Annotated in this window: 23 protein-coding genes; 12 read left to right on the forward strand and 11 right to left on the reverse strand. The window is 60.3% G+C overall.

What is annotated here, in order from left to right; translation table 11 throughout:
• Nucleotides 1-13: 13 nt before the first annotated feature.
• Nucleotides 14-511 (reverse strand): PAAR domain-containing protein, encoded by a 498-nt coding sequence (locus SB725_RS00430; protein ID WP_059181890.1) that lies wholly within the window; start codon nucleotides 509-511, stop codon nucleotides 14-16.
• A 478-nt stretch (nucleotides 512-989) separates the two neighbouring features.
• On the opposite strand from SB725_RS00430, the gene SB725_RS00435 reads away from it, so the two are divergent.
• Nucleotides 990-1,277 (forward strand): DUF6124 family protein, encoded by a 288-nt coding sequence (locus SB725_RS00435; protein ID WP_027926174.1) that lies wholly within the window; start codon nucleotides 990-992, stop codon nucleotides 1,275-1,277.
• Nucleotides 1,278-1,412: 135 nt separating this feature from the next.
• Here SB725_RS00435 and SB725_RS00440 read toward each other — a convergent pair whose 3' ends face one another.
• Both SB725_RS00440 and SB725_RS00445 read right to left on the reverse strand, forming a co-directional pair.
• Nucleotides 1,413-2,180, reverse strand: coding sequence for a TerC family protein (locus SB725_RS00440; RefSeq protein WP_027926175.1), 768 nt, complete (start codon nucleotides 2,178-2,180; stop codon nucleotides 1,413-1,415).
• 84 nt (nucleotides 2,181-2,264) lie between these two features.
• Nucleotides 2,265-3,572: a CitMHS family transporter gene (locus tag SB725_RS00445; RefSeq protein WP_027926176.1), complete on the reverse strand. Its 1,308-nt coding sequence runs from the start codon at nucleotides 3,570-3,572 to the stop codon at nucleotides 2,265-2,267.
• Nucleotides 3,573-3,990: 418 nt separating this feature from the next.
• Here SB725_RS00445 and SB725_RS00450 point away from each other — a divergent pair, with 418 nt between their 5' ends.
• Nucleotides 3,991-4,392, forward strand: coding sequence for a GFA family protein (locus SB725_RS00450; protein ID WP_027926177.1), 402 nt, complete (start codon nucleotides 3,991-3,993; stop codon nucleotides 4,390-4,392).
• On the opposite strand, the gene SB725_RS00455 is transcribed toward SB725_RS00450, so the two are convergent.
• On the reverse strand, nucleotides 4,393-4,719 hold the full coding sequence (locus SB725_RS00455; RefSeq protein WP_194940525.1) for a DOPA 4,5-dioxygenase family protein: 327 nt from the start codon (nucleotides 4,717-4,719) through the stop codon (nucleotides 4,393-4,395).
• Nucleotides 4,720-4,803: 84 nt separating this feature from the next.
• Between SB725_RS00455 and SB725_RS00460 the strand changes: the two genes are divergently transcribed.
• Nucleotides 4,804-5,475 carry an NAD(P)-dependent oxidoreductase gene (locus SB725_RS00460; RefSeq protein ID WP_194940524.1) on the forward strand — a complete coding sequence of 224 codons (672 nt, stop codon included), beginning with the start codon at nucleotides 4,804-4,806 and terminating at the stop codon, nucleotides 5,473-5,475.
• On the opposite strand, the gene SB725_RS00465 is transcribed toward SB725_RS00460, so the two are convergent.
• Nucleotides 5,462-6,412: a choline sulfate utilization transcriptional regulator gene (locus SB725_RS00465; protein ID WP_027926180.1), complete on the reverse strand. Its 951-nt coding sequence runs from the start codon at nucleotides 6,410-6,412 to the stop codon at nucleotides 5,462-5,464. The genes SB725_RS00460 and SB725_RS00465 overlap by 14 nt on opposite strands.
• 114 nt (nucleotides 6,413-6,526) lie before the next feature.
• On the opposite strand from SB725_RS00465, the gene betC reads away from it, so the two are divergent.
• The 3 genes from betC to SB725_RS00480 all read left to right on the forward strand — a co-directional run bounded on the left by betC (nucleotide 6,527) and on the right by SB725_RS00480 (nucleotide 10,702).
• Entirely contained in the window at nucleotides 6,527-8,041 is a 1,515-nt protein-coding gene (betC, locus tag SB725_RS00470; protein WP_027926181.1) for a choline-sulfatase, read from the forward strand.
• Nucleotides 8,042-8,057: 16 nt separating this feature from the next.
• Nucleotides 8,058-8,978, forward strand: coding sequence for a choline ABC transporter substrate-binding protein (gene choX / locus SB725_RS00475; RefSeq protein ID WP_059181892.1), 921 nt, complete (start codon nucleotides 8,058-8,060; stop codon nucleotides 8,976-8,978).
• A gap of 155 nt (nucleotides 8,979-9,133) precedes the next feature.
• On the forward strand, nucleotides 9,134-10,702 hold the full coding sequence (locus SB725_RS00480) for a SulP family inorganic anion transporter (RefSeq protein ID WP_027926183.1): 1,569 nt from the start codon (nucleotides 9,134-9,136) through the stop codon (nucleotides 10,700-10,702).
• Nucleotides 10,703-10,816: 114 nt separating this feature from the next.
• Here the strand turns inward: SB725_RS00480 and aroE are convergent, their stop codons facing one another.
• Both aroE and hemF read right to left on the reverse strand, forming a co-directional pair.
• Nucleotides 10,817-11,638, reverse strand: coding sequence for a shikimate dehydrogenase (gene aroE / locus SB725_RS00485; RefSeq protein ID WP_027926184.1), 822 nt, complete (start codon nucleotides 11,636-11,638; stop codon nucleotides 10,817-10,819).
• 13 nt (nucleotides 11,639-11,651) lie between these two features.
• Nucleotides 11,652-12,566 (reverse strand): oxygen-dependent coproporphyrinogen oxidase, encoded by a 915-nt coding sequence (gene hemF / locus SB725_RS00490; protein WP_027926185.1) that lies wholly within the window; start codon nucleotides 12,564-12,566, stop codon nucleotides 11,652-11,654.
• Nucleotides 12,567-12,722: 156 nt separating this feature from the next.
• Here hemF and SB725_RS00495 point away from each other — a divergent pair, with 156 nt between their 5' ends.
• Nucleotides 12,723-13,700: an NADPH:quinone reductase gene (locus SB725_RS00495; RefSeq protein WP_027926186.1), complete on the forward strand. Its 978-nt coding sequence runs from the start codon at nucleotides 12,723-12,725 to the stop codon at nucleotides 13,698-13,700.
• Nucleotides 13,701-13,788: 88 nt separating this feature from the next.
• Here the strand turns inward: SB725_RS00495 and SB725_RS00500 are convergent, their stop codons facing one another.
• The 3 genes from SB725_RS00500 to SB725_RS00510 all read right to left on the reverse strand — a co-directional run bounded on the left by SB725_RS00500 (nucleotide 13,789) and on the right by SB725_RS00510 (nucleotide 16,607).
• Nucleotides 13,789-14,346, reverse strand: a complete 558-nt coding sequence (locus SB725_RS00500) for an L-threonylcarbamoyladenylate synthase (RefSeq protein WP_027926187.1) — start codon at nucleotides 14,344-14,346, stop codon at nucleotides 13,789-13,791.
• Nucleotides 14,347-14,400: 54 nt separating this feature from the next.
• Nucleotides 14,401-15,501 (reverse strand): DNA-processing protein DprA, encoded by a 1,101-nt coding sequence (dprA, locus tag SB725_RS00505; RefSeq protein ID WP_027926188.1) that lies wholly within the window; start codon nucleotides 15,499-15,501, stop codon nucleotides 14,401-14,403.
• An 80-nt stretch (nucleotides 15,502-15,581) separates the two neighbouring features.
• Nucleotides 15,582-16,607 carry a LysM peptidoglycan-binding domain-containing protein gene (locus SB725_RS00510; protein ID WP_410921135.1) on the reverse strand — a complete coding sequence of 342 codons (1,026 nt, stop codon included), beginning with the start codon at nucleotides 16,605-16,607 and terminating at the stop codon, nucleotides 15,582-15,584.
• 168 nt (nucleotides 16,608-16,775) lie between these two features.
• Between SB725_RS00510 and def the strand changes: the two genes are divergently transcribed.
• From def to SB725_RS00535, 5 genes are all read left to right on the forward strand, one after another.
• Nucleotides 16,776-17,282, forward strand: coding sequence for a peptide deformylase (def, locus tag SB725_RS00515; protein ID WP_027926190.1), 507 nt, complete (start codon nucleotides 16,776-16,778; stop codon nucleotides 17,280-17,282).
• Nucleotides 17,283-17,353: 71 nt separating this feature from the next.
• Nucleotides 17,354-18,313, forward strand: coding sequence for a methionyl-tRNA formyltransferase (gene fmt / locus SB725_RS00520; RefSeq protein WP_027926191.1), 960 nt, complete (start codon nucleotides 17,354-17,356; stop codon nucleotides 18,311-18,313).
• Entirely contained in the window at nucleotides 18,310-19,620 is a 1,311-nt protein-coding gene (rsmB, locus tag SB725_RS00525; protein ID WP_027926192.1) for a 16S rRNA (cytosine(967)-C(5))-methyltransferase RsmB, read from the forward strand. The genes fmt and rsmB overlap by 4 nt, the downstream gene beginning before the upstream one ends.
• 22 nt (nucleotides 19,621-19,642) lie before the next feature.
• On the forward strand, nucleotides 19,643-21,016 hold the full coding sequence (trkA, locus tag SB725_RS00530; protein WP_027926193.1) for a Trk system potassium transporter TrkA: 1,374 nt from the start codon (nucleotides 19,643-19,645) through the stop codon (nucleotides 21,014-21,016).
• 51 nt (nucleotides 21,017-21,067) lie between these two features.
• On the forward strand, nucleotides 21,068-21,385 hold the full coding sequence (locus SB725_RS00535; protein WP_172825961.1) for a tetratricopeptide repeat protein: 318 nt from the start codon (nucleotides 21,068-21,070) through the stop codon (nucleotides 21,383-21,385).
• Here SB725_RS00535 and SB725_RS00540 read toward each other — a convergent pair whose 3' ends face one another.
• Nucleotides 21,386-21,625: a pilus assembly protein PilZ gene (locus SB725_RS00540; RefSeq protein WP_027926195.1), complete on the reverse strand. Its 240-nt coding sequence runs from the start codon at nucleotides 21,623-21,625 to the stop codon at nucleotides 21,386-21,388.
• Nucleotides 21,626-21,662 lie beyond the last annotated feature (37 nt).

Here is a 21,662-nt window from a genome sequence, read left to right on the forward strand (position 1 = left end):
TCTTCCTTGAGGCTTAGACGGTCCAGCGGACGACGGCGAGATCGGGTTTTAGCGTGGCGACACTTTGGGTCATGCCCAAGGCGTTGGTCTGGCCTTTGACGATGCGGCCTTCGGCGGTTTCGATTTCGTAGCCTCGTTCGGCTATCGGTTCGCCATTGCCAGCGCTGACGGCTTTGAATTCCACGACGGGCTGGCCAATGATCGGGAGGGGCGGAATGAACGGCGCCGGGGTATGGGTGCTGCCGATGATTACGTTGCCGGAGCCGCCGACTATTACGCCGCCGTGGCTCGTGGTGCCATCGAGGGTCATGGCGTTCAGGCCGTTGATGAACACCGTGGAGGAGAAGCCGCCGCTGAGTGCCTGGCCGCAGGTGCAGGTGTCGCTGACTCTCGCAGCGGCGAGGCCATTAAAAAACACATCGGGGGAGCCGCTGGCGATGGGGTTGGTGCCATGGCCCGGAATCGGGCAAGTGGTCGGGTCCGTGACGCGTGCAGCCGGTTTTCCAGACATATGCACTCCTTGTCATTGTCGTTTGAGGCGAGTGCGGGACGCTAACCACCAAGGGGCTGTGCGTCAACCTTGGAGTGCGACCGTATCAAGCACCACGCGCGATGGCTGTAGGAAAATGCTTAAATGTTCGAGCGCGGGGAGCCCTGTTTAAAAACACTCCGAGTTACTTCTCAGAGGCTACAACGCCTTGCGTCGTTGCCTACGGTTACTACAGAATCCGCCGGCTTGTGCGCCTTGAACCAGGCCCCTATCGTTTCCCGGTCGCTGAAAACAGTGATCGGGTTTGGTAGCCCGGAGTTCTGGCGCATAGCCACTTTCTGCGGACGCTTTCTCAGTTCGCAGCTTTATGGTGGCCATGCGCAGGGTCCCTTCGGGGGCGCCGGTTCCAGTACTCCGGTCTACCAACCTGTGTATGGCCACCACCTTCGTTTGGTAGCGAGTGTGAGGGCTCCACGTAACCAGTACTGGAGTTCTATTTATGTTCAAGGTAACGCCCAACCCACCGGACAGCGATCCGGTCCCCCACGACTTCCCGCCGCGCAAACCCAGCACCATCTTCCTTATAGACCCCAAGATTGATAACGAAACCCTGCTAGCGCATGCCTGCGAATCGTTGGCGTCAGCCAGCGTCATGGCGAGTGATCTCGCCGGGTTTCTGGGGGGCCCGCAACGCCATACGTTGCTGGGGATTCAGCAGGTCATCATGCTAGGAGAATTGGCGGTGAATCGAGTGCTGGATAACCTCGATCCGCCCGCTACCCACTAGTCCCTGAACCCTGCACAAAAAAATGTGGGAGCGAGCTTGCTCGCGATGGGGCCTTCACATTCAACAGTGCTGTTGACTGAAAGACCGCTATCGCGAGCAAGCTCGCTCCCACAGGGTATTGCGCTGACGTTTGGGTTATTGGCCCGGAATGTCCTTGCGCAGTTTCACCGGATCTTGCTGTTTCTTCTTTTTCGCGATGGCAGTGCGCATCTTGATGTTGATCGCTTCAACCGCCAGCGAGAACGCCATGGCGAAGTAGACGTAGCCTTTTGGCACGTGTACGTCCAGGGATTCGGCAATCAGCACGGTACCGACGATCAGCAGGAACGACAGCGCCAGCATCTTCAGCGACGGGTGCTTGTCGATGAACTCGCTGATGGTGCCGGACGCCCACATCATCACCAGCACAGCCACGACGATCGCGGCGACCATGACCGGAACATGGGAGACCATGCCGACGGCGGTGATCACCGAATCCAGCGAGAACACGATGTCAATGATCGCGATCTGGATGATGGTGTAGAGGAAGTTGCCGCCCTTGCCGCTCGGCTCTTCGTTGGTTTCGTCTTCACCTTCCAGCGCGTGGTACATCTCTTGCGAGCTCTTCCACAGCAGGAACAGACCACCGAAGAACAGGATCAGGTCTCGCCCGGAAATACCCTGGCCGAACACCTCGAACAGGTCGGCCGTGAGGCGCATGACCCAGGTGATCGACAGCAGCAACAGGATCCGCGTGATCATGGCCAGGGCCAGACCGAAAATCCGGGTGCGCGCCTGCATGTGCTTGGGCATGCGGCTGACCAGGATCGAAATCATGATGATGTTATCGATACCCAGGACGATTTCCAGGGCGGTCAGTGTAAAGAAGGCAACCCAGATTTCAGGGTTGGTCAGCCATTCCATGTGTATTCCTTTGAGCGAGTGTTAAACCACGAAAGGCCCGGGCTTCAAACCGCGAAGACCGGACCCGTCGTGATGAGTCTTTGGTTATAGAGTGCTGAACAGCGGAAAAATCCCCATCAGCAACGCTGCAACCAGTATGCACATGCACACCAGCACGGCCCATTTCAGGGTAAAGCGCTGATGGTCACCGAATTCGATACCGGCCAGGGCCACCAACAAATAGGTCGATGGTACCAGCGGGCTCAGCAAGTGGACGGGCTGACCGACGATCGAGGCACGTGCCATTTCCACTGCGGTTATACCGTAATGACTGGCGGCTTCGGCAAGCACTGGTAACACGCCGTAATAAAATGCGTCGTTCGACATGAAAAACGTAAACGGCATGCTCACCAGCGCAGTGATCACGGCCAGGTACGGCCCGAGGAAATCCGGGATGACCCCCAGCAGGCTTTTGGACATCGCGTCGACCATGCCGGTGCCGGACAGGATACCGGTGAAGATACCCGCCGCGAAGATCAGACCGACCACCGACAACACGCTACCGGCGTGAGCCGCAACGCGGTCCTTCTGCATTTGCAGGCAAGGATAGTTGACGATCATCGCGATACTGAACGCCACCATGAACAGCACCGGCAGCGGCAACAGGCCGGCGATCAGGGTGCACATCAGCGCGAGGGTCAGCAAACCGTTGAACCAGATCAGTTTCGGACGACGGGCGTCCGGGAACTGCGAAACGCTGATTTCACTGTGGTCGATTTCATCGCCGGCCAGGTGCAATTCACCCAGGCGCGCACGCTCGCGCTTACCGTAGAAGTAGGCAATCGCCAGGATCGCCACCACGCCCGCCAGCATTGCCGGAATCATCGGCACGAAAATGTCCGACGGGTCGACATGCAGGGCGCTGGCCGCACGAGCGGTCGGGCCACCCCATGGGGTCATGTTCATCACGCCACCGGCGAGGATGATCAGGCCGGCCATGATCCGCGGGCTCATGCCGATGCGGCTGTAGAGCGGCAGCATGGCGGCCACGCAGATCATATAAGTGGTCGCGCCGTCCCCATCGAGGGAAACGACGAGCGCCAGTACGGCGGTGCCGACCGAAACTTTCAGCGGGTCGCCCTTGACCAGTTTGAGGATCTTGCGCACGGCCGGGTCAAACAGGCCGGAGTCGATCATCAGGGCGAAATACAGAATGGCGAACATCAGCATCACGCCGGTCGGCGCAAGCTTGGTGATGCCTTCGAGCATCATCGGACCGATCTTCGGCGCAAAACCGCCGAACAGGGCAAAGACGATCGGGATGATGATCAAGGCGATCAGCGCGGACAGGCGCTTGGTCATGATCAGGAACATGAACGTGATGACCATGGCAAAGCCAAGGAAAGTCAGCATGGGAATACTCCAGGCGTAGCGCGGCGAGGGGAAATGGGCGAACCGGTTGGGTCAGCGCAGAACGGGAAGCACGAGGCGTACGGGCGGAGTGACAGCGAAGCGGCGGGTAGCAAAGGACATCAGGATCACCATTGTTGTTGTTAAATGGGCCGTGCGAGCGATAAAACACTCATTGGCCAACCGGTCTGTTGCCGGCAGTGGGGGCGATCCTAATCGGGGAAGCTTTCAGCCAGCTTTCGCCGGTAAAAGCATTGCGCGGATGGGCGACCGGTCGTCGGACCGGTTTATCCAGATGGACCGAGTTGCGGCCTGCGCGAGCAGGCTCGCTCCCACCATAGATCTGTGGCCACTGAGGCCCCACGGTGGGAGCGAGTCTGCTCGCGAAGGGGTCAGCACATAGGCAACAGGAGCAAACAGGATGACCAACATTCACACCGGCGGCTGCCACTGCGGACATCTGCGCTATCAATTCAACGGGCCGTTGCACGACATCGCCCACTGTCATTGTTCGATTTGCCGACGGGTCAGCGGCGGGATCGTCACCACCTGGATCACCGTGCCCGCGTCAGCCTTTCAATGGCTGAAAGGAACACCCGCGCAGTACCTGTCTTCTTCAACCGGCGTGCGCAATTTCTGCCCGAACTGTGGGGCGCAACTGACGTTCATGAACCCTCTCAGCCCCGAGAGCATCGACGTCACCGTCGCCACCTTCGACCATCCAGAGCTGGCACCGGCCGAGCGGCATATATGGACCGACAGCCGCTTGCCCTGGCTGCACCTGGACGAACACTTGCCCGGCGAAGCAGAAGAAACGATCTGATCAAAAAATAGACAGGTCCAGGGCCCGGATCGCGCCCATCCAGATCGCGTGCTCGGTGTGATCGAGCAAGTCATTACCGGTGTCCGGGTGCAGGAACACCACCAACCCGTTGCGGTTGAGCGCCAGCCACGGCAGCACGTCACCAATGAGTTCGGGCCCGAACGCCAGTTGGCAGCTCCAGTCCGGGTGCGGGCCGACCGGGCGTTCGTGTACGCGGCCCATTTTTAGCGAGAACAACTGCGCCGCCTGTTCGCACAGTGTCCGAGCCTGATTGATGGTGCTGGCGTCGAAATACACATGGGCGTGATAACCCTTGATCTGCTGCATCTGAATCCCTCTGAAACCCGGTCGAACCCTCACCGCTTCCTACAGGTCACACGCCATATACGCAGGAAACAAGGAACTTCAGCAATGAAAAATGCCGAAACCCCGGTGGTAAAAGTGGTGCTTTATGGTGCCATGAGTAGCCTGGGCAGTGCGCTGATGGCTGAAATGCTGCGGCGCCAACATGAAGTGATCGCCATTCTGGACGACCTGACGGCGTTGGCGCCACGCCCGGGCCTGCGCACAAAAACCGGCGACCTGTTTGAAGCCGAGCGCGTTAAACAAAGCGTGGCGGGGTGCTCAGCCGTGATCTGTTTACTGGATGCGCCAGGATTGCCGTTCAACAGCGAATACGTCGAAAAAACCATCGTGCCGGGTCCGGTCGAGCAAGTGCTTGCCGTGGATGCGTTGATCGATGGCATGCAGGCAGCAGGCATTACGCGGCTGTTTCTGGTAGGTGATTTTGAATTGCTGGACGATCCGGAAATAGAAGATCGATTGCAACGCCACGCCGCCGAAGAAATCCGCGAAGCGCTGCAAAACAGTGCTTTGCGCTGGACGCTGGTCAATGCACCGCGCGGTGTGTCCGGTCTGACGATCGAGCACTTCAGCCATATCAGCGACAGCCTCGAACCGGGCTTGGCAGAACCCCTTCAACGGTTGAACCGCGTGGCCGTAGGGATTGCCGATGAACTGCATCTGAGTCTGCACGTTGGCGAGCACGTGAACTTCATCGCGGCTGACACTAAACAGCAATAGAGGGCAATGGCAGGCCATTAAGCGATTGCGCGCTACTGGCCTGTTCCTCCATCAACCAGTCCACAAACTGTTGAATCAACGCTCCACGCCGTTTTCGCTGGGGCAGGACCACGTAATAACCCAGCCTGGAAATTACCGTCTCGGCAATCGGCCGACACAACAAATCCTGCGCCAGCAAGTTATCCACAAGGTGCCGCCAGCCAATCGCTACGCCTTGTCCGCCAATCGCCGCTTGAATCAATAGCGTGTAATTGTCGAAGCGCAACTGCCCCGGTGCGGGTGCCGACGTTATCCCCAACTCGCGAAACACACCGCTCCAGTCGAACCAGTTACTGCTGTTTTCACCCCTTAAATGAAGCAGCGGAAACTCCAGCAACGACTGTGCAGACAAGGGCAGGGAACGATCCTTGAGCAACAGCGGGCTGCACACTGGAAACACTTCTTCGCTGAACAGCCAATGGCTTTCACCCTGCTTGAAGCGTCCGTCGCCAAACAACACCGCCACATCAATATCGGTGCGCAGCATGTTGTGGCTGCGTTCACTGGTGACCAGGCTGACGTCCACCTGTGGATTGGCTTTGTGAAAACGGTGCAGACGCGGCATCAGCCAGTAAGCGGCGAATGCGAAATCGGTCGCGACTTGCAGCACCTCATGTTGCTGCTGTGCGCTGATCGCGCTCAATCCCGCGTCGATATTCTGCAAACCGAGCTGAACTTGCTCAAAAAGAATAGTCCCGGCTTCTGTCAATTCAATGCCGCGATAAATGCGGTCAAACAACCGCGTCGCGAGTTGCTCCTCCAATCGCTTGATCTGCTGACTGACCGCCGGCTGCGTAGTGCCAAGCTCCACCGCCGCCGCGGTAAAGCTGCGATGACGGGCGGCTGCTTCAAAGGCACGAAGCAAGTCGAGCGACAAATCACCAAGGGCGTCATACATAAGCTGGGCTAATCCTAGTCATTGCCTGGCATGGGCTTTACCGCAAAGTGCATGGGTAACATGCTCGATCGCAGCACTCTCGCATAAATATTCACTATGGAATGCCGCGATCACATGAAGCGCAAGAACATTCTTTTCATCATGGCCGATCAAATGGCCGCGCCAATGTTGCCGTTCTACGGTCCTTCGCCGATCAAACTGCCGAATCTGAGCCGCCTCGCCGCCGAAGGTGTGGTGTTCGACGCTGCTTATTGCAACAGCCCCCTATGCGCGCCGTCGCGCTTTACCCTGGTCAGCGGTCAATTGCCGAGCAAGATCGGCGCTTACGATAACGCGGCCGATTTCCCCGCTGACGTACCGACCTACGCCCACTACCTGCGTCGCCTCGGCTACCGCACTGCGCTGTCCGGCAAGATGCACTTTTGCGGCCCGGACCAACTCCATGGCTACGAAGAACGCCTGACCAGCGACATCTACCCGGCCGACTACGGCTGGGCCGTGAATTGGGATGAGCCGGATGTGCGTCCGACCTGGTATCACAACATGTCGTCGGTGCTGCAAGCCGGGCCGTGCGTGCGCACCAATCAGCTGGATTTCGACGAGGAGGTGGTGTTCAAGGCCCAGCAATACTTGTTCGATCACATCCGCGAGGACGGCGACCAGCCGTTTTGCCTGACCGTTTCGATGACTCACCCGCACGATCCGTACACGATCCCCAAGGCTTTCTGGGACATGTACGACGATGCCGACATTCCGTTGCCTGAAACCCCGGCGCAGACCGCACTCGATCCGCACTCCCAGCGCTTATTGAAGGTCTATGACCTGTGGGATAAACCGCTGCCTGTGGATAAGATTCGCGATGCCCGCCGTGCCTACTTCGGTGCATGCAGCTATATCGACAGCAACGTCGGCAAACTCCTGCAAACACTTGAGGAAACCGGTCTGATTGACGACACCATCATCGTATTTTCCGGCGACCATGGCGACATGCTCGGCGAGCGCGGACTCTGGTACAAAATGCACTGGTACGAAATGGCCGCCCGTGTGCCCCTGTTGATAAGTGCGCCGGGGCAGTTCGGGGCTGGGCGGGTCAGCGCCGCCGTGTCCACCGCCGACCTTTTGCCGACCTTCGTGGAACTGGCCGGTGGCTCGCTGGAGCCAGGTTTGCCACTGGACGGTCGCTCGCTGGTTTCGCACCTGCAAGGGCAGGGCGGTCATGACGAAGTGTTCGGCGAATACATGGCCGAAGGCACTATCAGCCCGTTGATGATGATCCGTCGCGGCGCTTACAAATTCATCTACAGCGAAGATGATCCCTGCCTACTCTTCGACGTACACAACGACCCGCGAGAACTGGAAGAACTCAGTCAATCGCCGCAACATCTTCAGCTTTTCGAAGAATTTCTAGCCGAAGCACGCGCCAAATGGAACATTCCGGAGATTCACCAACAAGTGCTCGCCAGCCAGCGGCGCCGTCGTTTCGTTGCCGAGGCGTTGACCATCGGCAAGCTGAAGAGCTGGGATCACCAGCCGCTGGTGGACGCCAGTCAGCAGTACATGCGCAACCATATCGACCTCGATGATCTGGAGCGCAAAGCACGTTATCCACAACCCTGCCAAAACCAATAATGTTAAGGGGAAGTCCATGCAAAAGTTATCCACAGCACTGACGGTCGGGCTTTTGGCTCTGGGCAGCGCATCGGCCTTTGCCGATCAAAGCTGCGAGACGGTGAAAATGGCCGACCCTGGCTGGAGCGACATCGCCGCGACCAACGCCATCACCGGGTTTCTGCTGGACGGCATGGGCTACAAGGCCAAGGTCGACACCCTCGCGGTGCCGATTACCTTCGGCGGGTTGAAGGATGGCCAGGTCGACGTGTTCCTGGGTAACTGGATGCCGGCGCAGCAGGGCTTCTACGACAAGTTCGTGGCCACCGGCGATGTCACACAGTTGGCGAAGAACCTCGATGGCACCGAGTTCACCCTCGCCGTTCCCGATTATGTTTGGGACGCGGGTGTGCATAACTTTGCCGACCTGAACAAATTTGCCGACAAGTTCGACAAGAAGATCTACGGCATTGGCTCGGGCGCACCAGCGAACATCTCGTTGCAGGAAATCATCAAGAAAAACGATTTCGACATGGGCCAATGGAAACTGATCGAGTCCAGCGAGCAGGCGATGTTGGCCGAAGTGTCTCGCGCGGTGAAGAAACAGAAATTCGTGACCTTCCTCGGCTGGACCCCGCACCCGATGAATGTGCAACTCAAAATGCATTACCTGAAGGGTGGTGAGAAGTACTTCGGTGACACCGGCAGCGTGCACACCCTAACCCGCAAGGGCTACGCCGAAGCCTGCCCGAACGTGGGCAAACTGCTGACCAACCTGAGCTTCACCCAGGACATGGAGAACAGCATCATGGCCGAGGTGGTGAACAAGAAAGTCAGCAATGCGGACGCGGCCAAGGCGTGGATCAAGGCCAATCCGGCGGTGCTGGACAAGTGGCTGGAGGGCGTGAAGACAGCGGATGGCAAGGACGCGTTGCCGGCAGTGAAAGCCAAACTCTAAACCCATGTGGGAGCGAGCCTGCTCGCGAAGCGCCCGTCAGATCCGACAATTATGTCGACTGACACTCCGCATTCGCGAGCAGGCTCGCTCCCACAAAGGGAACATTAGGCTTGCGTCCTGCTACCCTTGCGCCAAAACCCCACCCGAGAGGACCCATGGCCTTCCCCAGCCGTCACTCACTCTTTCCCTTCCTCAGTTGGTTGCCCCGGCAAACCCGCGCCAGCGTCGGGCGCGACCTGATCGTCGGCCTCAGCGGGGCGATTCTCGCGTTGCCGCAGTCCATTGCCTACGCACTGATCGCCGGTCTCCCACCGGAATACGGTTTGTACGCCGCGATCATCCCGGTGTTGATCGCGTGCCTGTGGGGTTCGTCGTGGCATTTGATCTGCGGTCCTACAGCGGCGATCTCCATTGTCCTGTTCGCCAGCGTCAGTCCGCTGGCCGTCCCCGCGTCACAGGACTACATCACGCTGATCCTGCTGCTGACACTCCTGGCCGGTATTTTCCAATGGCTGCTCGGCATGCTGCGGTTCGGTGCCCTGGTGAATTTTGTCTCGCATTCGGTGGTGCTGGGTTTCACCCTCGGTGCGGCGGTGGTGATTGCCATCGGGCAGTTGCCGAACTTGCTGGGGCTGGATTTGCCCAGCCAGGCCACGGCGCTGGACAGCTTCCTGACGCTGTTCAAACACCTCGGTGCTTTGGATAAACCGTCGTTGGTACTGGGACTGGCGACGGTCGTCGTCGGCGCAGTGTTGAAGATGATGCTGCCTCGCTGGCCGACCTTGTTGATCACGCTGGTCCTCGGCGGGCTGCTGGTGTGGCTGTGGCCATCGATGTTCGGCCATGTGAAGTTGGTCAGCGCCTTTGTCGGGCGCTTGCCGCCGTTCAGCCCGGTGCCGCTGGATCTGGACTTGATCCTGCGCCTGCTGCCAAGCGCGGTGGCGGTGGGCATGCTGGGATTGGTGACCAGCCTGTCGATTGCCCGCTCGTTGTCGGCCCGCTCGCAGCAATTGCTCGACGCCAATCAGGAAGTCCGCGCCCAAGGCCTGTCGAACATCGTCGGCGCGCTTTTTTCCGGCTCGCTGTCAGCCGGATCCTTCACACGTTCGGGTTTGAGTTATGAAGCCGGTGCCTGCTCACCAATGGCCGGGGTGTTCTCGGCCGTGTGGGTCGCACTGTTCGCGATCTTCGGTGCAGGCTTAATCGCTCACATCCCGATCCCGGCCATGGCCGGCAGCATTCTGCTGATCGCCTGGGGGCTGGTCGACCATCGCGGCATACGGGCGCTGTTGCGCGTCAGCCACGCGGAATTCGTGGTGATGGCGCTGACCTGTGTCGCCACGTTGCTGCTGGAGTTGCAGACGGCGATTTATGCCGGGGTGCTCGCTTCATTGTTCTTCTACCTCAAGCGCACCTCGCAACCGCGGGTGCAGCATTCATACGAAGGGGATGAAGACATTCTGAGGGTGGGCGGTTCGATCTTCTTCGGCGCCAGCCATTACCTGCAAGTGCGCCTGCAACGCCTGCACGGTGCGCGCGTGGTGATCGAGGCGCAGCAGATCAACTTCATCGATTATTCAGGGGTAGAGATGTTGCATCAGGAAGCGCGGCGACTGCTGAAGCAGGATCGCAGCCTGACGCTGCGCAGCGCGCGGCCGCAGGTGGTGGAGGAGTTGAGGAAGCTGGAAGGGGCGGAGAAGTGCCCGATCCGGTTTGAGGATTGATCCGACTTCGCGGCGATCCCTTGTAGGAGAGCCTGCTCGCGATGTGGCCGGTACATTCAAACATTGATGGCGCTTTACACTCCACCATCGCGAGCAGGCTCACTCCTACACTGATTACAGTGTCAGCTGACGGCGCAGTTCGGCCAGTACCGGCGCTGTGTCCGGGCGCACGCCGCGCCACAGGAAGAAGGCTTCTGCCGCTTGCTCCACGAGCATGCCCAAACCATCCATCGACACCGCCGCGCCCTGTTCCGTGGCCCAACGGCAGAACGAAGTCGGCTCCTTGCCATACATCATGTCGTAGCAAACGGTCTTGCCCGGCTCGATCAAGCTGCCGGCAATCGGCGGCACATCACCGGACAGGCTCGCCGACGTCGCGTTGATGATCAGGTCCACCGATTCCTTCAACCAATCGAAACCGCTGGCCGACACCGGCCCCAGGTCCGCGAACAATTCCGCCAGCAACTCGGCTTTTTCCACCGTGCGGTTGGCGATGATCACCGACGCCGGGTGCTCGGCCAGCAAAGGTTCCAGTGCACCACGCACCGCGCCGCCCGCGCCGAGCAGCAGAATGCGTTTGCCCTTGAGGCTGAAACCGGCGTTGACCGTCAAATCGCGCACCAGCCCGGCGCCGTCGGTGTTATCCCCCAGCAGGCTGCCGTCGGCGAGTTTGCTCAAGGTGTTCACCGCGCCAGCTCGTTGCGCACGTTCCGTCAGGCTGTCGGCCAGGCGAAAGGCGTCTTCCTTGAACGGCACCGTCACATTGGCACCACGACCTTCGCGGAAAAACGCCCGGGCGAAGTCAGAAAAGTCGTCGAGCGGCGCCAGCGAGGTGCTGTAGTCCAGTTGCTGCGCGGTTTGCTCGGCGAACAAACGGTGGATCAGCGGTGACTTGCTGTGGCCAATCGGGTTACCGAATACGACGTAACGGTCCATCAGAACTCCTCGTTCAGGCCTCGGCCAACCAATCGCGGTCTTGCAGGAAATACTCGGTCAAGCGCGCTTCTTCGCTGCCCGGTTCGGCTTTCCAGTCGTAGCTCCAGCGCACTTGCGGCGGCAGCGACATCAGGATCGACTCGGTACGCCCGCCCGATTGCAGGCCGAACAAGGTGCCACGGTCGTAGACCAGGTTGAATTCGACGTAACGGCCACGACGGAATTCCTGGAATTCACGCTGCTTGGCGGTGAACGCATCGTGCTTGCGGCGCTGCACGATTGGCAGGTACGCGTCGATGTACGCGTCGCCGATGGCGCGCATGAACGCGAAGCTGGTGTCAAAGTCCCACTCGTTCAAATCATCAAAGAACAGGCCACCGATGCCGCGCGGCTCGTGGCGATGCTTGATGTGGAAATAGCTGTCGCACCAGGCTTTGTAGCGCGAATAGACGTCCGGCCCGAACGGCGCACACGCCTGCTCGGCAACGCGGTGCCAGTGCACGCAGTCTGCTTCGTTGCCGTAATAAGGGGTCAGGTCGAAACCGCCGCCGAACCACCAGACCGGATCTTCACCTTCTTTTTCAGCGATGAAAAAGCGCACATTGGCGTGGGACGTCGGCACATGCGGGTTGTGCGGGTGAATCACCAGCGACACGCCGAGGGCTTCGAAGCCCCGGCCGGCCAATTCTGGCCGATGGGCGCTGGCGGACGGTGGGAGACCGCTGCCAAAGACGTGGGAAAAGTTGACGCCGCCCTTTTCGATCACCGCGCCATTTTCGATCACTCGCGTGCGACCGCCACCACCGGCAGGCCGGATCCAGGCGTCTTCGACGAAGCGTGTGCCGCCGTCCTCAGCTTCGAGGGCCGAGCAAATACGGTCTTGCAGGTCGAGCAGGTAGGCTTTTACGGCCTCGGTGCGGGTTGTCATGTCATCACCTTGAATCGGGCAAAGCGGCGCGGCGCATCAATGGCCGGCGGCAAATTGCTGCGTAGGATAACACTGCACCTTGCTCCACCGCAGTTGACGAAGATCAGGGTTAGGAGTCCGATAGGGCGCTTGGCAAATGACCTAAGGAGAGTTCTGATGGCAAAGCGAATCCAGTTCCGCGCCCATGGCGGCCCCGAAGTGCTCGAGTACGTCGAATTCCAACCCGCCGAGCCCGGTCCGCAGCAGGTCCGCGTCGCCAACAAGGCCATCGGCCTGAACTTCATCGACACCTATTACCGCAGCGGCCTCTATCCACCACCTGCCCTGCCATCGGGTCTGGGATCGGAAGGCGCGGGCATCGTCGAAGCGGTGGGCAGCGAAGTGACCCGCTTCAAGGTCGGTGACCGTGTGGCTTACGGCAGCGGCCCGTTGGGTGCTTACAGCGACGTTCACGTCTTGCCCGAGGCCAATCTGGTGCTGCTGCCGGAGGCGATCAGCTTCGAAACGGCGGCTGGGGTGATGCTCAAGGGCCTGACCGTGCAGTACCTGTTGCGTCAGACCTATGAACTCAAGGGTGGCGAAACCGTGCTGTTCCACGCCGCCGCCGGGGGGGTCGGTTCGCTGGCCTGCCAATGGGCGAGGGCGCTGGGCGTGAAGTTGATCGGCACGGTCAGCTCGCCGGAGAAAGCCGCACTGGCCAAGGCCAACGGTGCCTGGGCGACCATCGACTACAGCCATGAAAACGTCGCACAACGTGTACTGGAATTGACCGACGGGAAGAAGGTGCCGGTGGTGTACGACGGCGTGGGCAAAGACACGTGGCTGACGTCGCTCGATAGCGCAGCGCCTCGCGGGTTGGTGGTGAGCTTTGGCAATGCGTCAGGTGCGGTGGACGGGGTGAACCTGGGGATACTGGCGGCGAAGGGTTCGCTGTACGTAACCCGGCCGACGCTCGGGACTTACGCCAACAATGCCGAGAACCTGCAGCGGATGGCGGATGAGTTGTTTGAGATGATCATCAGCGGAAAGCTGCACGTGGACATCAGTCACACGTATCCGCTGGCGGATGCGGCGAAGGCGCAGACCGAGTTGTCGGCACGACGGACTACCGGCTCGACTGTACTGTTGCCTTGAGGGCCTCATCGCGGGCAAGCCCGGCTCCCACAGGGATAACCGAAATCTGTGGGAGCCGGGTTTACCCGCGATGAACGATAACGCGGTATCAGCCCTGACGCACAACGTGGCCGGTCGCCAGATCCCGAATGACGCTCGGATTCTTGCGCCCCCCCAGGTTCCCGCCCAACACCAAATCCAGCTGTCCACGGAAATACTGCTCCACGCGAATCCGCGTGCGCGCCGCCGGCCGTCCCTGCGGATTGGCCGAGGTCGACACCAGCGGCCCGACAATTGCGCACAAATCCCGCACCAGCGGATGATCGCTGACCCGCAACGCCACGGTTTCATGCACCCCGGTGATCCACTGCGGCAACAGGTTCTGATGCGGCACCAGCCAGGTGTTCGGTCCCGGCCACGTGCTGGCCATGCGGTCCATCCACAGTTCCGGGAAGTCTTCGAAGAGGAAGTCGAACTGCCGGATATTGTCGGCAACCAGAATCAACCCCTTGCCCACAGACCGACCCTTGAGCATCAACAGACGCTCAACCGCTTCTTCGTCCCACGGGTCGCAACCCAGCCCCCAGACCGCTTCGGTTGGATAGGCAATCACCGCCCCTGCGCGAACGGCTTGCGCGGCTTGTTGCACACGCCAACTGTTGACCATGAAAAACTCTCCGGAATAAGGCTCTGCGCAGTTTACCGATCTTCCTTATAAAACCTAGCTCACCCGCGCAAACCAGCGACCGCTTTCGCAAACGGCGCGCCCCTCCATTTCCAGCTCGGTCAGCGCCGCCAGCACTTTGGGCAAGGCCCAGCCGCTGGTGACGGACAACGCTTCGCTGGTGTGCGGGGCCGCGTGCAACAGCATGAGCAACGGATGGGTCACCGAAGGAGCCTCGCCGTACAACGGCAACTGTTGCCAGCCGCGCAAGGCTTCGAGGATATGTTCGATGGTTTCCACCAGCATCGCGCCGTCCCGGATCAACTGATGACAGCCTTTGGCGCCGGGATGATGGATCGATCCAGGAATCGCATACACCTCCCGACCTTGCTCCGCCGCCAGCCTCGCGGTGATCAGCGAACCACTCGCCACGCTGGCTTCAACCACCAGCACACCAAGCGACAAACCGCTGATGATTCGATTGCGCCGGGGGAAGTTGCTGGCGGTGGGGCCGGCGTCCAGCGGGAACTCCGAAAGCACCGCACTGCCCGATGCAATCATGGCGTCGGCCAGTCGTCGATTGCGCTGTGGATAAAACTTTTCAAGTCCCGTGCCAAGTACACCGACCGTTCGCCCGCCCACGTCCAGTGCGGCTTGATGCGCGGCCGCATCAATGCCCAGCGCCAGACCGCTGGTGATGACGAAACCGGCGCCCGCCAGGCTGCGGGAAAATGCGGCAGCGGTGTCCATGCCCGGCCGTGAAGCGCGGCGACTGCCAACCATCGCCAGTTGCGGTTTTTCCAGAATTCCCGGATTACCCGCCACGAACAACAGCGGCGGCGCGTCGCTGATTTGCGCCAGCAACGCCGGGTAGTCAGGCTGGTCCCACATCAGTAAATGCTGGCCCGGACGCTCTAGCCAGGCCAATGCGTGGCTGGCGCCATCGCGCACATCATTGGCCCGGCGAGCCTCGGCGCACGCCAACGGCAAGCCCAGCGAACGCCAGGCACTGGCCGGCGCGCTGATGGCTTTGGAGGCCGAACCGAACGCTTCAAGCAGCTTCTTGAAACGCGCCGGGCCGAGTTCCGGTAAACGGTGCAAACGTAAACGAGCTTCCAGTTCCGCGGGGGAAACCGGTGTAACGGCAGGCAGCGACATGGATCATCCTTGATCGTTATGGGCCCCGTTCAAACGGGAATAAGCTGTGGATAACTCTGTTGGTAACTTGTGGAGCCTGCTTACGGATTTCGCACCTTGTCCATCACGGCCAACGAGCGCGAAGCGTTGAGCACCAGCCCGTAGCTGAGCTTGTCGTAGGTGCGGAAAACCATCAGCAATCCGGCCCGCTCATCGGGGATCTTCAGCGGCTGGCCAGTGATCCGGTCGCGCACGGTTTCACCGGTTTTCATCACCACCAGCACGTTGCCTTCGACGAGGCCATCACGCTGCCCCTTGTTCAGCGTGACCACATCCAGCGCGCCAATCTGTGTCACGCCGCGCGGCACATCGATGATCAGCCCGTTGACCGGGGTTTTCGGCGCGCTGGGCATGAAGGTCGAGTTGATCGAGCGTTCTTCGCCGCAGAACAAGCGGTCGCCGAGGCGCACTTCCTGGGTCGTGCGCTGTAAGGCGAGAGTGGCGACATCGCCTTCAGTGGCAACAATTTCGCCGCCACCGATGTCGTCGGCGTTGATCCCCAAAAACTCCTTGGTCTCGGGGTCGGTGTAAACCTTGCCCTGACGGAAGATCCCGTAAACCGGCTGATCCGGATCGAAATGACCGCGGGCGAAGATGCGGTCTCCGGTGCCGCTGAGCACGCGTTCGGCATCGCCGGCGACGATGTAAGGCGCCTCGTTGAAATCCTCGACCTTGTCGACGATGCGGTTACTCAGCAAAAAGCTATTGATCGAACGCAGCGGAATGCTCGGGATGGCTTCGGCCACCGGCGAACTGCGTACGCGAGGCGAAAGCTTGATTGTGCCGCGTGATGCACCGCGATTGAGGGTCAGGCGCGGCTGGCCGTTGACATAGACCAGCGCCAGCGAATCGCCGGGATAGATGAGATTGGGGTTTTCGATTTGCGGATTGGCCTGCCACAGCTCTGGCCATTGCCATGGCTGGCGCAGGTATTTACCGGAGATGTCCCAGAGTGTGTCCCCCGCAACCACGGTGTATTGCTGTGGAAAACCTTCCTTGAGTTGCACTTGCCCGTGCGCCACACCGGCCGAAGCCAGAAGGAGCAAGGCGAGTAGTGATTTCCTCATGCGGTGAATCCCTTTATTATGTGCGTTCGCGTAAAACGCCAGAGCCTTCGTGGCTCGCTCCCCGTGCTTTACTTAGAAAAGGGAGCTACGTTTTACAACGGTAGCCTGCATCTTCGGACCCGCCAGGCCATCGACCCGACTTTCCTCACATGTGCAGCAATCAAGCTTATGGCCATTTTAGACATCCTCGAATTCCCCGACTCGCGCCTGCGCACTATCGCCAAACCTGTGGCCGTAGTGGACGACGAAGTGCGTCAGTTGGTCGATGACATGTTTGAAACAATGTATGAAGCGCCAGGCATCGGCCTCGCCGCGACCCAGGTCAACGTGCACAAACGTATCGTGGTGATGGACCTCTCCGAAGACCGCAGCGAACCACGGGTGTTCATCAACCCCGAGTTCGAGACCCTGACCGACGAGATGGAGCAATACCAGGAAGGCTGCCTCTCGGTGCCGGGTTTCTACGAAAACGTCGATCGCCCGCAGAAGGTCAAGATCAAGGCCCTGGACCGCGACGGCCAGCCTTACGAACTGATCGCCGAAGGCCTGCTCGCCGTGTGCATCCAGCATGAATGCGACCACCTGAATGGCAAATTGTTCGTCGACTACCTGTCCAGTCTCAAACGCGACCGAATCAAGAAGAAACTGGAAAAGCTCCATCGCCAGAACGCTTGATGCCCTCCTTTCAAAGGCTTGCTGCGGCAAGCCTTTTTCTTTTGCGACTGCTTTGTAATTGAGAGTTTTACATGACTGAGCCACTGCGCATCGTTTTTGCCGGCACCCCGGAATTCGCCGCCGAACACCTCAAGGCCCTGCTCGACAGCCCTTACGAGATCGTCGCGGTCTACACCCAGCCGGACCGTCCGGCGGGCCGTGGGCAAAAGCTGATGCCGAGCCCGGTCAAGCAGTTGGCGTTGGAAAACAACATCCCGGTGTTGCAACCGCCGACCCTGCGCAACGAAGACGCTCAGGCCGAACTCGCCGCGCTCAAGCCAGACTTGCTGGTGGTAGTCGCCTACGGTCTGATCCTGCCGCAAGTGGTGCTGGATATTCCGCGCCTGGGCTGCATCAACAGCCACGCGTCCCTGCTGCCACGCTGGCGCGGGGCGGCGCCGATCCAGCGCGCCGTCGAAGCGGGCGACAGCGAAAGCGGCGTGACCGTGATGCGCATGGAACTGGGCCTGGACACCGGGCCGATGCTGCTCAAAGTCACCACGCCAATCAGCGCTGACGACACCGGCGGCAGCCTGCATGATCGTCTGGCCGAGATGGGCCCACCGGCGGTGATTCAGGCGATTGCCGGCCTTGCCGCGGGTACGCTCGACGGCGAAGTGCAGGACGACAGCCTCGCCACTTATGCTCACAAATTGAACAAGGACGAAGCGCGCATCGACTGGACTCGCCCGGCGGTTGAGCTGGAACGGCTGGTTCGCGCCTTCAATCCATGGCCGATTACCCACAGCACGTTGAACGGAGAAGCGCTGAAAGTGCTGGCCGCGAGCCTCGCTGAAGGGAAGGGCGCACCAGGCGAAATCCTCAGCGCCAGCAAGGACGGCTTGCTCGTCGCTTGCGGTGAGCAAGCGCTGTGCCTGACCCGCCTGCAATTGCCCGGCGGCAAGGCGCTGAACTTCAGCGATCTGTTCAACAGCCGCAAAGAGAAATTCGCCGTCGGCACTGTGCTAGGTCAAGCGGCGGACGCTCAATGAACCCGCGTCTGGCCGCCGCCAAGGCACTCGCCGCTGTTCTGAACGGAAAAGCCTCGCTCAACAGTTCTCTGCCGACACAAATGGACAAGGTTGAAGACCGCGATCGTGGCTTCACTCAGGACCTGGCGTTCGGCACCGCGCGCTGGCAGCCACGTTTGTCGGCGCTGGCGGCCAAACTGCTGCAAAAGCCCTTCAAGGCTGCCGATGCGGACGTCGAAGCGCTGTTGCTGGTCGGCCTTTATCAACTGCTCTACACCCGCGTTCCGGCCCACGCCGCCATCGGTGAAACGGTCGGTTGCGCGGACAAGCTAAAGAAGCCTTGGGCCAAAGCCTTGCTCAACGCCGTGTTGCGCCGTGCCCAACGGGAAAGCGAAGCACTGCTGGCCGAGCTGGAACACGACCCGGTGGTGCGTACCGCGCACCCGCGCTGGCTGCAAAAATCCCTGAAGGCATTCTGGCCTGAACAATGGGAAGCCATTTGCGCGGCGAACAACGCGCACCCGCCGATGATTCTGCGGGTCAACCGTCGCCATCACACTCGCGACGCCTACCTTGGTTTGCTGACCGAAGCCGGGATCGCCGCGACGCCGTGCGTCTACAGTCAGGACGGCATCATCCTCGAAGCCGCCGCCGACGTGCGCAGCCTGCCGGGCTTCGCCGAAGGCTGGATCAGCGTGCAGGACGAGGCGGCGCAACTGGCCGCCGACCTCCTCGATCTGGCGCCAGGCCAACGGGTGCTGGACGCCTGCTGCGCACCGGGCGGCAAGACCTGCCACATCCTCGAAGCCGAGCCAAAACTGGCCGGCGTCGTCGCGGTGGACCTGGAAGCCAAACGTCTGGTGCGGGTGCGCGAAAACCTGGCGCGTCTGGGCCTCAGTGCCGAGCTGATCGCCGCCGATGGTCGCGACACCCAGGCCTGGTGGGACGGCAAACCGTTCCAGCGCATCCTGCTGGATGCGCCGTGCTCGGCGACTGGGGTCATCCGTCGTCACCCGGACATCAAGCTGACCCGCCAACCCGACGACATCGCCGCCCTCGCCGTGCTGCAAGGCGAATTGCTCGACGCCCTGTGGATAACTCTGGAAGTCGGCGGCATCCTGCTTTACGCCACCTGCTCGACGCTGCCGACCGAAAACACCGAAGTCATCGAAGCTTTCCTCGCCCGCACGCCGGGCGCCCGTGAGCTGGACCTCGCCACGGCGGCCGGCATCAAGCAACCCCACGGTCGCCAATTGCTGGCCCAGGAAGGCGGGCACGATGGGTTCTACTACGCCAAGCTGATCAAGATTGCCGCCGCGCGCGGTTAAACGGTTTTAATGGAGTGACTGGATGAAAATCATCATCCTCGGTGCAGGGCAGGTTGGCGGTTCGCTAGCGGAGCACTTGGCCAGCGAAGCCAACGACATCACCGTGGTCGACACCGACGGCGATCGCCTGCGCGACCTCGGTGATCGGCTGGACATCCGCACTGTGCATGGTCGCGGCTCACTGCCGACAGTGCTGCGCCAGGCCGGCGCAGACGACGCCGACATGCTGGTGGCCGTGACCAACAGCGACGAAACCAACATGGTGGCCTGTCAGGTCGCCCACACGCTGTTCCACACACCGACCAAAATCGCTCGCGTGCGCGAAGCGGCGTACCTCACGCGCTCCGAATTGTTCGATAACGACGCGATCCCGGTGGATGTGCTGATCAGCCCGGAACAAGTGGTGACCAACTACATCAAGCGCCTGATCCAGCATCCGGGCGCCTTGCAGGTGATCGACTTTGCCGAAGGCAAAGCGCAACTGGTCGCGGTGAAGGCGTATTACGGCGGACCGCTGGTGGGTCAGCAGCTGCGGCAATTGCGCGAACACATGCCGAATGTCGAAACCCGCGTTGCCGCGATCTTCCGCCGTGACCGGCCGATTTTGCCCCAGGGTGACACCGTCATCGAGGCCGACGACGAAGTGTTTTTCATCGCCGCCAAGGACAATATCCGCGCGGTAATGAGCGAAATGCGCCGGCTGGATGAAACCTACAAACGCATCGTCATTGCCGGTGGCGGGCAGATCGGTGAGCGTCTGGCCGAGGCCATCGAAAGCCGTTATCAGGTGAAGATCATCGAGATGAACCCGGCCCGCTGCCGTCATCTCTCGGACACCCTCGACAGTACCGTGGTGTTGCAGGGCAGTGCGTCCGACCGCGATTTGCTGATGGAAGAGAACATCGCCGACGCCGATATTTTCCTGGCCCTGACCAACGATGACGAAGCCAACATCATGTCCTCGCTGCTGGCCAAGCGCCTGGGCGCGAAGAAGGTGATGACGATCATCAACAACCCGGCGTACGTGGATCTGATTCAGGGCGGCGACATCGACATCGCCATCAGCCCGCAACTGGCGACCATCGGCACCTTGCTGGCCCACGTGCGCCGTGGCGATATCGTCAGCGTGCACTCATTGCGCCGGGGCGCGGCAGAAGCCATTGAGGCGATTGCCCATGGTGATGCGAAGTCGAGCAAGGTGATTGGCAAGGCGATCGAGAACATTGGTCTGCCACCGGGAACGACGATTGGCGCGATTATTCGTGACGAGGAAGTGATCATTGCGCATGACGACACGGTGATCGAAACGGGGGACCATGTGATTTTGTTCCTTGTGGATAAAAAGCATATTCGGGATGTGGAGAAGCTGTTTCATGTGGGATTGAGCTTTTTCTAACCGATCATTCCCACACTCTGCGTGGGAACAATCGCTGACTGAGGGAAAACACTGATGCTCGAATCCCTGGAAAAAATGCTCGCCAAGGGTGTGGATAACTCATTGCTGCGCTTCGGCCTGGGCAAGGGTTATCTGGACCTTGGGGAAAACGCCAAGGCGGCCGAGCATTTCCAGCGCTGTGTCGAATTCGATCCGAAGTATTCAGCGGCCTGGAAGCTGTTGGGCAAGGCCCATCTGGCGCAGGAAGATTTCGCGGCAGCCCGGCAGGCATGGGAACAAGGTCTGGAAGCCGCCCGCGCCCATGGCGACAAGCAGGCAGAGAAGGAAATGACGGTGTTTCTGAAGAAACTCGAGCGCAACGCTCACTGATCAGAGGTAGCGCAGGCCTATCCCGTCGGCATCGACCTGAATCACTTCCATGCGCACACGCGGCGCACCTGTGGGTAAGTCTTGCACCTGCCCATACACCACCGCGCCTTTGGGTAACGACGACAGGCGCGGATGCTTGACATAGACACCCGTGGTCGACAGGTGGCGGGTCTGGCCCAGGCATTCGCCGAAGCTTTCATGGCTGATCTTGATGCGAAACGATTTGCGGTGTTCGGACATCTGCTGCGCCCTTTAATGAACAGCTGTGGATAACCCT

This window comes from Pseudomonas sp. SIMBA_041 (assembly GCF_046535095.1).
In the GTDB taxonomy this organism is placed as follows: Bacteria; Pseudomonadota; Gammaproteobacteria; order Pseudomonadales; family Pseudomonadaceae; genus Aquipseudomonas; species Aquipseudomonas mucoides.

What these genes read in the sequence shown, in the direction of transcription:
- betC (WP_027926181.1), top strand. Translation starts at nt 6,527, where the DNA reads ATGAAGCGCAAGAACATTCTTTTCATCATGGCCGATCAAATGGCCGCG.
- SB725_RS00450 (WP_027926177.1), top strand. Translation starts at nt 3,991, where the DNA reads ATGACCAACATTCACACCGGCGGCTGCCACTGCGGACATCTGCGCTAT.
- hemF (WP_027926185.1), bottom strand. Translation starts at nt 12,566, where the DNA reads ATGACAACCCGCACCGAGGCCGTAAAAGCCTACCTGCTCGACCTGCAA.
- trkA (WP_027926193.1), top strand. Translation starts at nt 19,643, where the DNA reads ATGAAAATCATCATCCTCGGTGCAGGGCAGGTTGGCGGTTCGCTAGCG.
- SB725_RS00445 (WP_027926176.1), bottom strand. Translation starts at nt 3,572, where the DNA reads ATGCTGACTTTCCTTGGCTTTGCCATGGTCATCACGTTCATGTTCCTG.
- SB725_RS00440 (WP_027926175.1), bottom strand. Translation starts at nt 2,180, where the DNA reads ATGGAATGGCTGACCAACCCTGAAATCTGGGTTGCCTTCTTTACACTG.
- SB725_RS00455 (WP_194940525.1), bottom strand. Translation starts at nt 4,719, where the DNA reads ATGCAGCAGATCAAGGGTTATCACGCCCATGTGTATTTCGACGCCAGC.
- SB725_RS00430 (WP_059181890.1), bottom strand. Translation starts at nt 511, where the DNA reads ATGTCTGGAAAACCGGCTGCACGCGTCACGGACCCGACCACTTGCCCG.
- def (WP_027926190.1), top strand. Translation starts at nt 16,776, where the DNA reads ATGGCCATTTTAGACATCCTCGAATTCCCCGACTCGCGCCTGCGCACT.
- SB725_RS00480 (WP_027926183.1), top strand. Translation starts at nt 9,134, where the DNA reads ATGGCCTTCCCCAGCCGTCACTCACTCTTTCCCTTCCTCAGTTGGTTG.
- SB725_RS00465 (WP_027926180.1), bottom strand. Translation starts at nt 6,412, where the DNA reads ATGTATGACGCCCTTGGTGATTTGTCGCTCGACTTGCTTCGTGCCTTT.
- dprA (WP_027926188.1), bottom strand. Translation starts at nt 15,501, where the DNA reads ATGTCGCTGCCTGCCGTTACACCGGTTTCCCCCGCGGAACTGGAAGCT.
- SB725_RS00495 (WP_027926186.1), top strand. Translation starts at nt 12,723, where the DNA reads ATGGCAAAGCGAATCCAGTTCCGCGCCCATGGCGGCCCCGAAGTGCTC.
- SB725_RS00500 (WP_027926187.1), bottom strand. Translation starts at nt 14,346, where the DNA reads ATGGTCAACAGTTGGCGTGTGCAACAAGCCGCGCAAGCCGTTCGCGCA.
- fmt (WP_027926191.1), top strand. Translation starts at nt 17,354, where the DNA reads ATGACTGAGCCACTGCGCATCGTTTTTGCCGGCACCCCGGAATTCGCC.
- rsmB (WP_027926192.1), top strand. Translation starts at nt 18,310, where the DNA reads ATGAACCCGCGTCTGGCCGCCGCCAAGGCACTCGCCGCTGTTCTGAAC.
- SB725_RS00460 (WP_194940524.1), top strand. Translation starts at nt 4,804, where the DNA reads ATGAAAAATGCCGAAACCCCGGTGGTAAAAGTGGTGCTTTATGGTGCC.
- SB725_RS00435 (WP_027926174.1), top strand. Translation starts at nt 990, where the DNA reads ATGTTCAAGGTAACGCCCAACCCACCGGACAGCGATCCGGTCCCCCAC.
- choX (WP_059181892.1), top strand. Translation starts at nt 8,058, where the DNA reads ATGCAAAAGTTATCCACAGCACTGACGGTCGGGCTTTTGGCTCTGGGC.
- SB725_RS00540 (WP_027926195.1), bottom strand. Translation starts at nt 21,625, where the DNA reads ATGTCCGAACACCGCAAATCGTTTCGCATCAAGATCAGCCATGAAAGC.
- aroE (WP_027926184.1), bottom strand. Translation starts at nt 11,638, where the DNA reads ATGGACCGTTACGTCGTATTCGGTAACCCGATTGGCCACAGCAAGTCA.
- SB725_RS00510 (WP_410921135.1), bottom strand. Translation starts at nt 16,607, where the DNA reads ATGAGGAAATCACTACTCGCCTTGCTCCTTCTGGCTTCGGCCGGTGTG.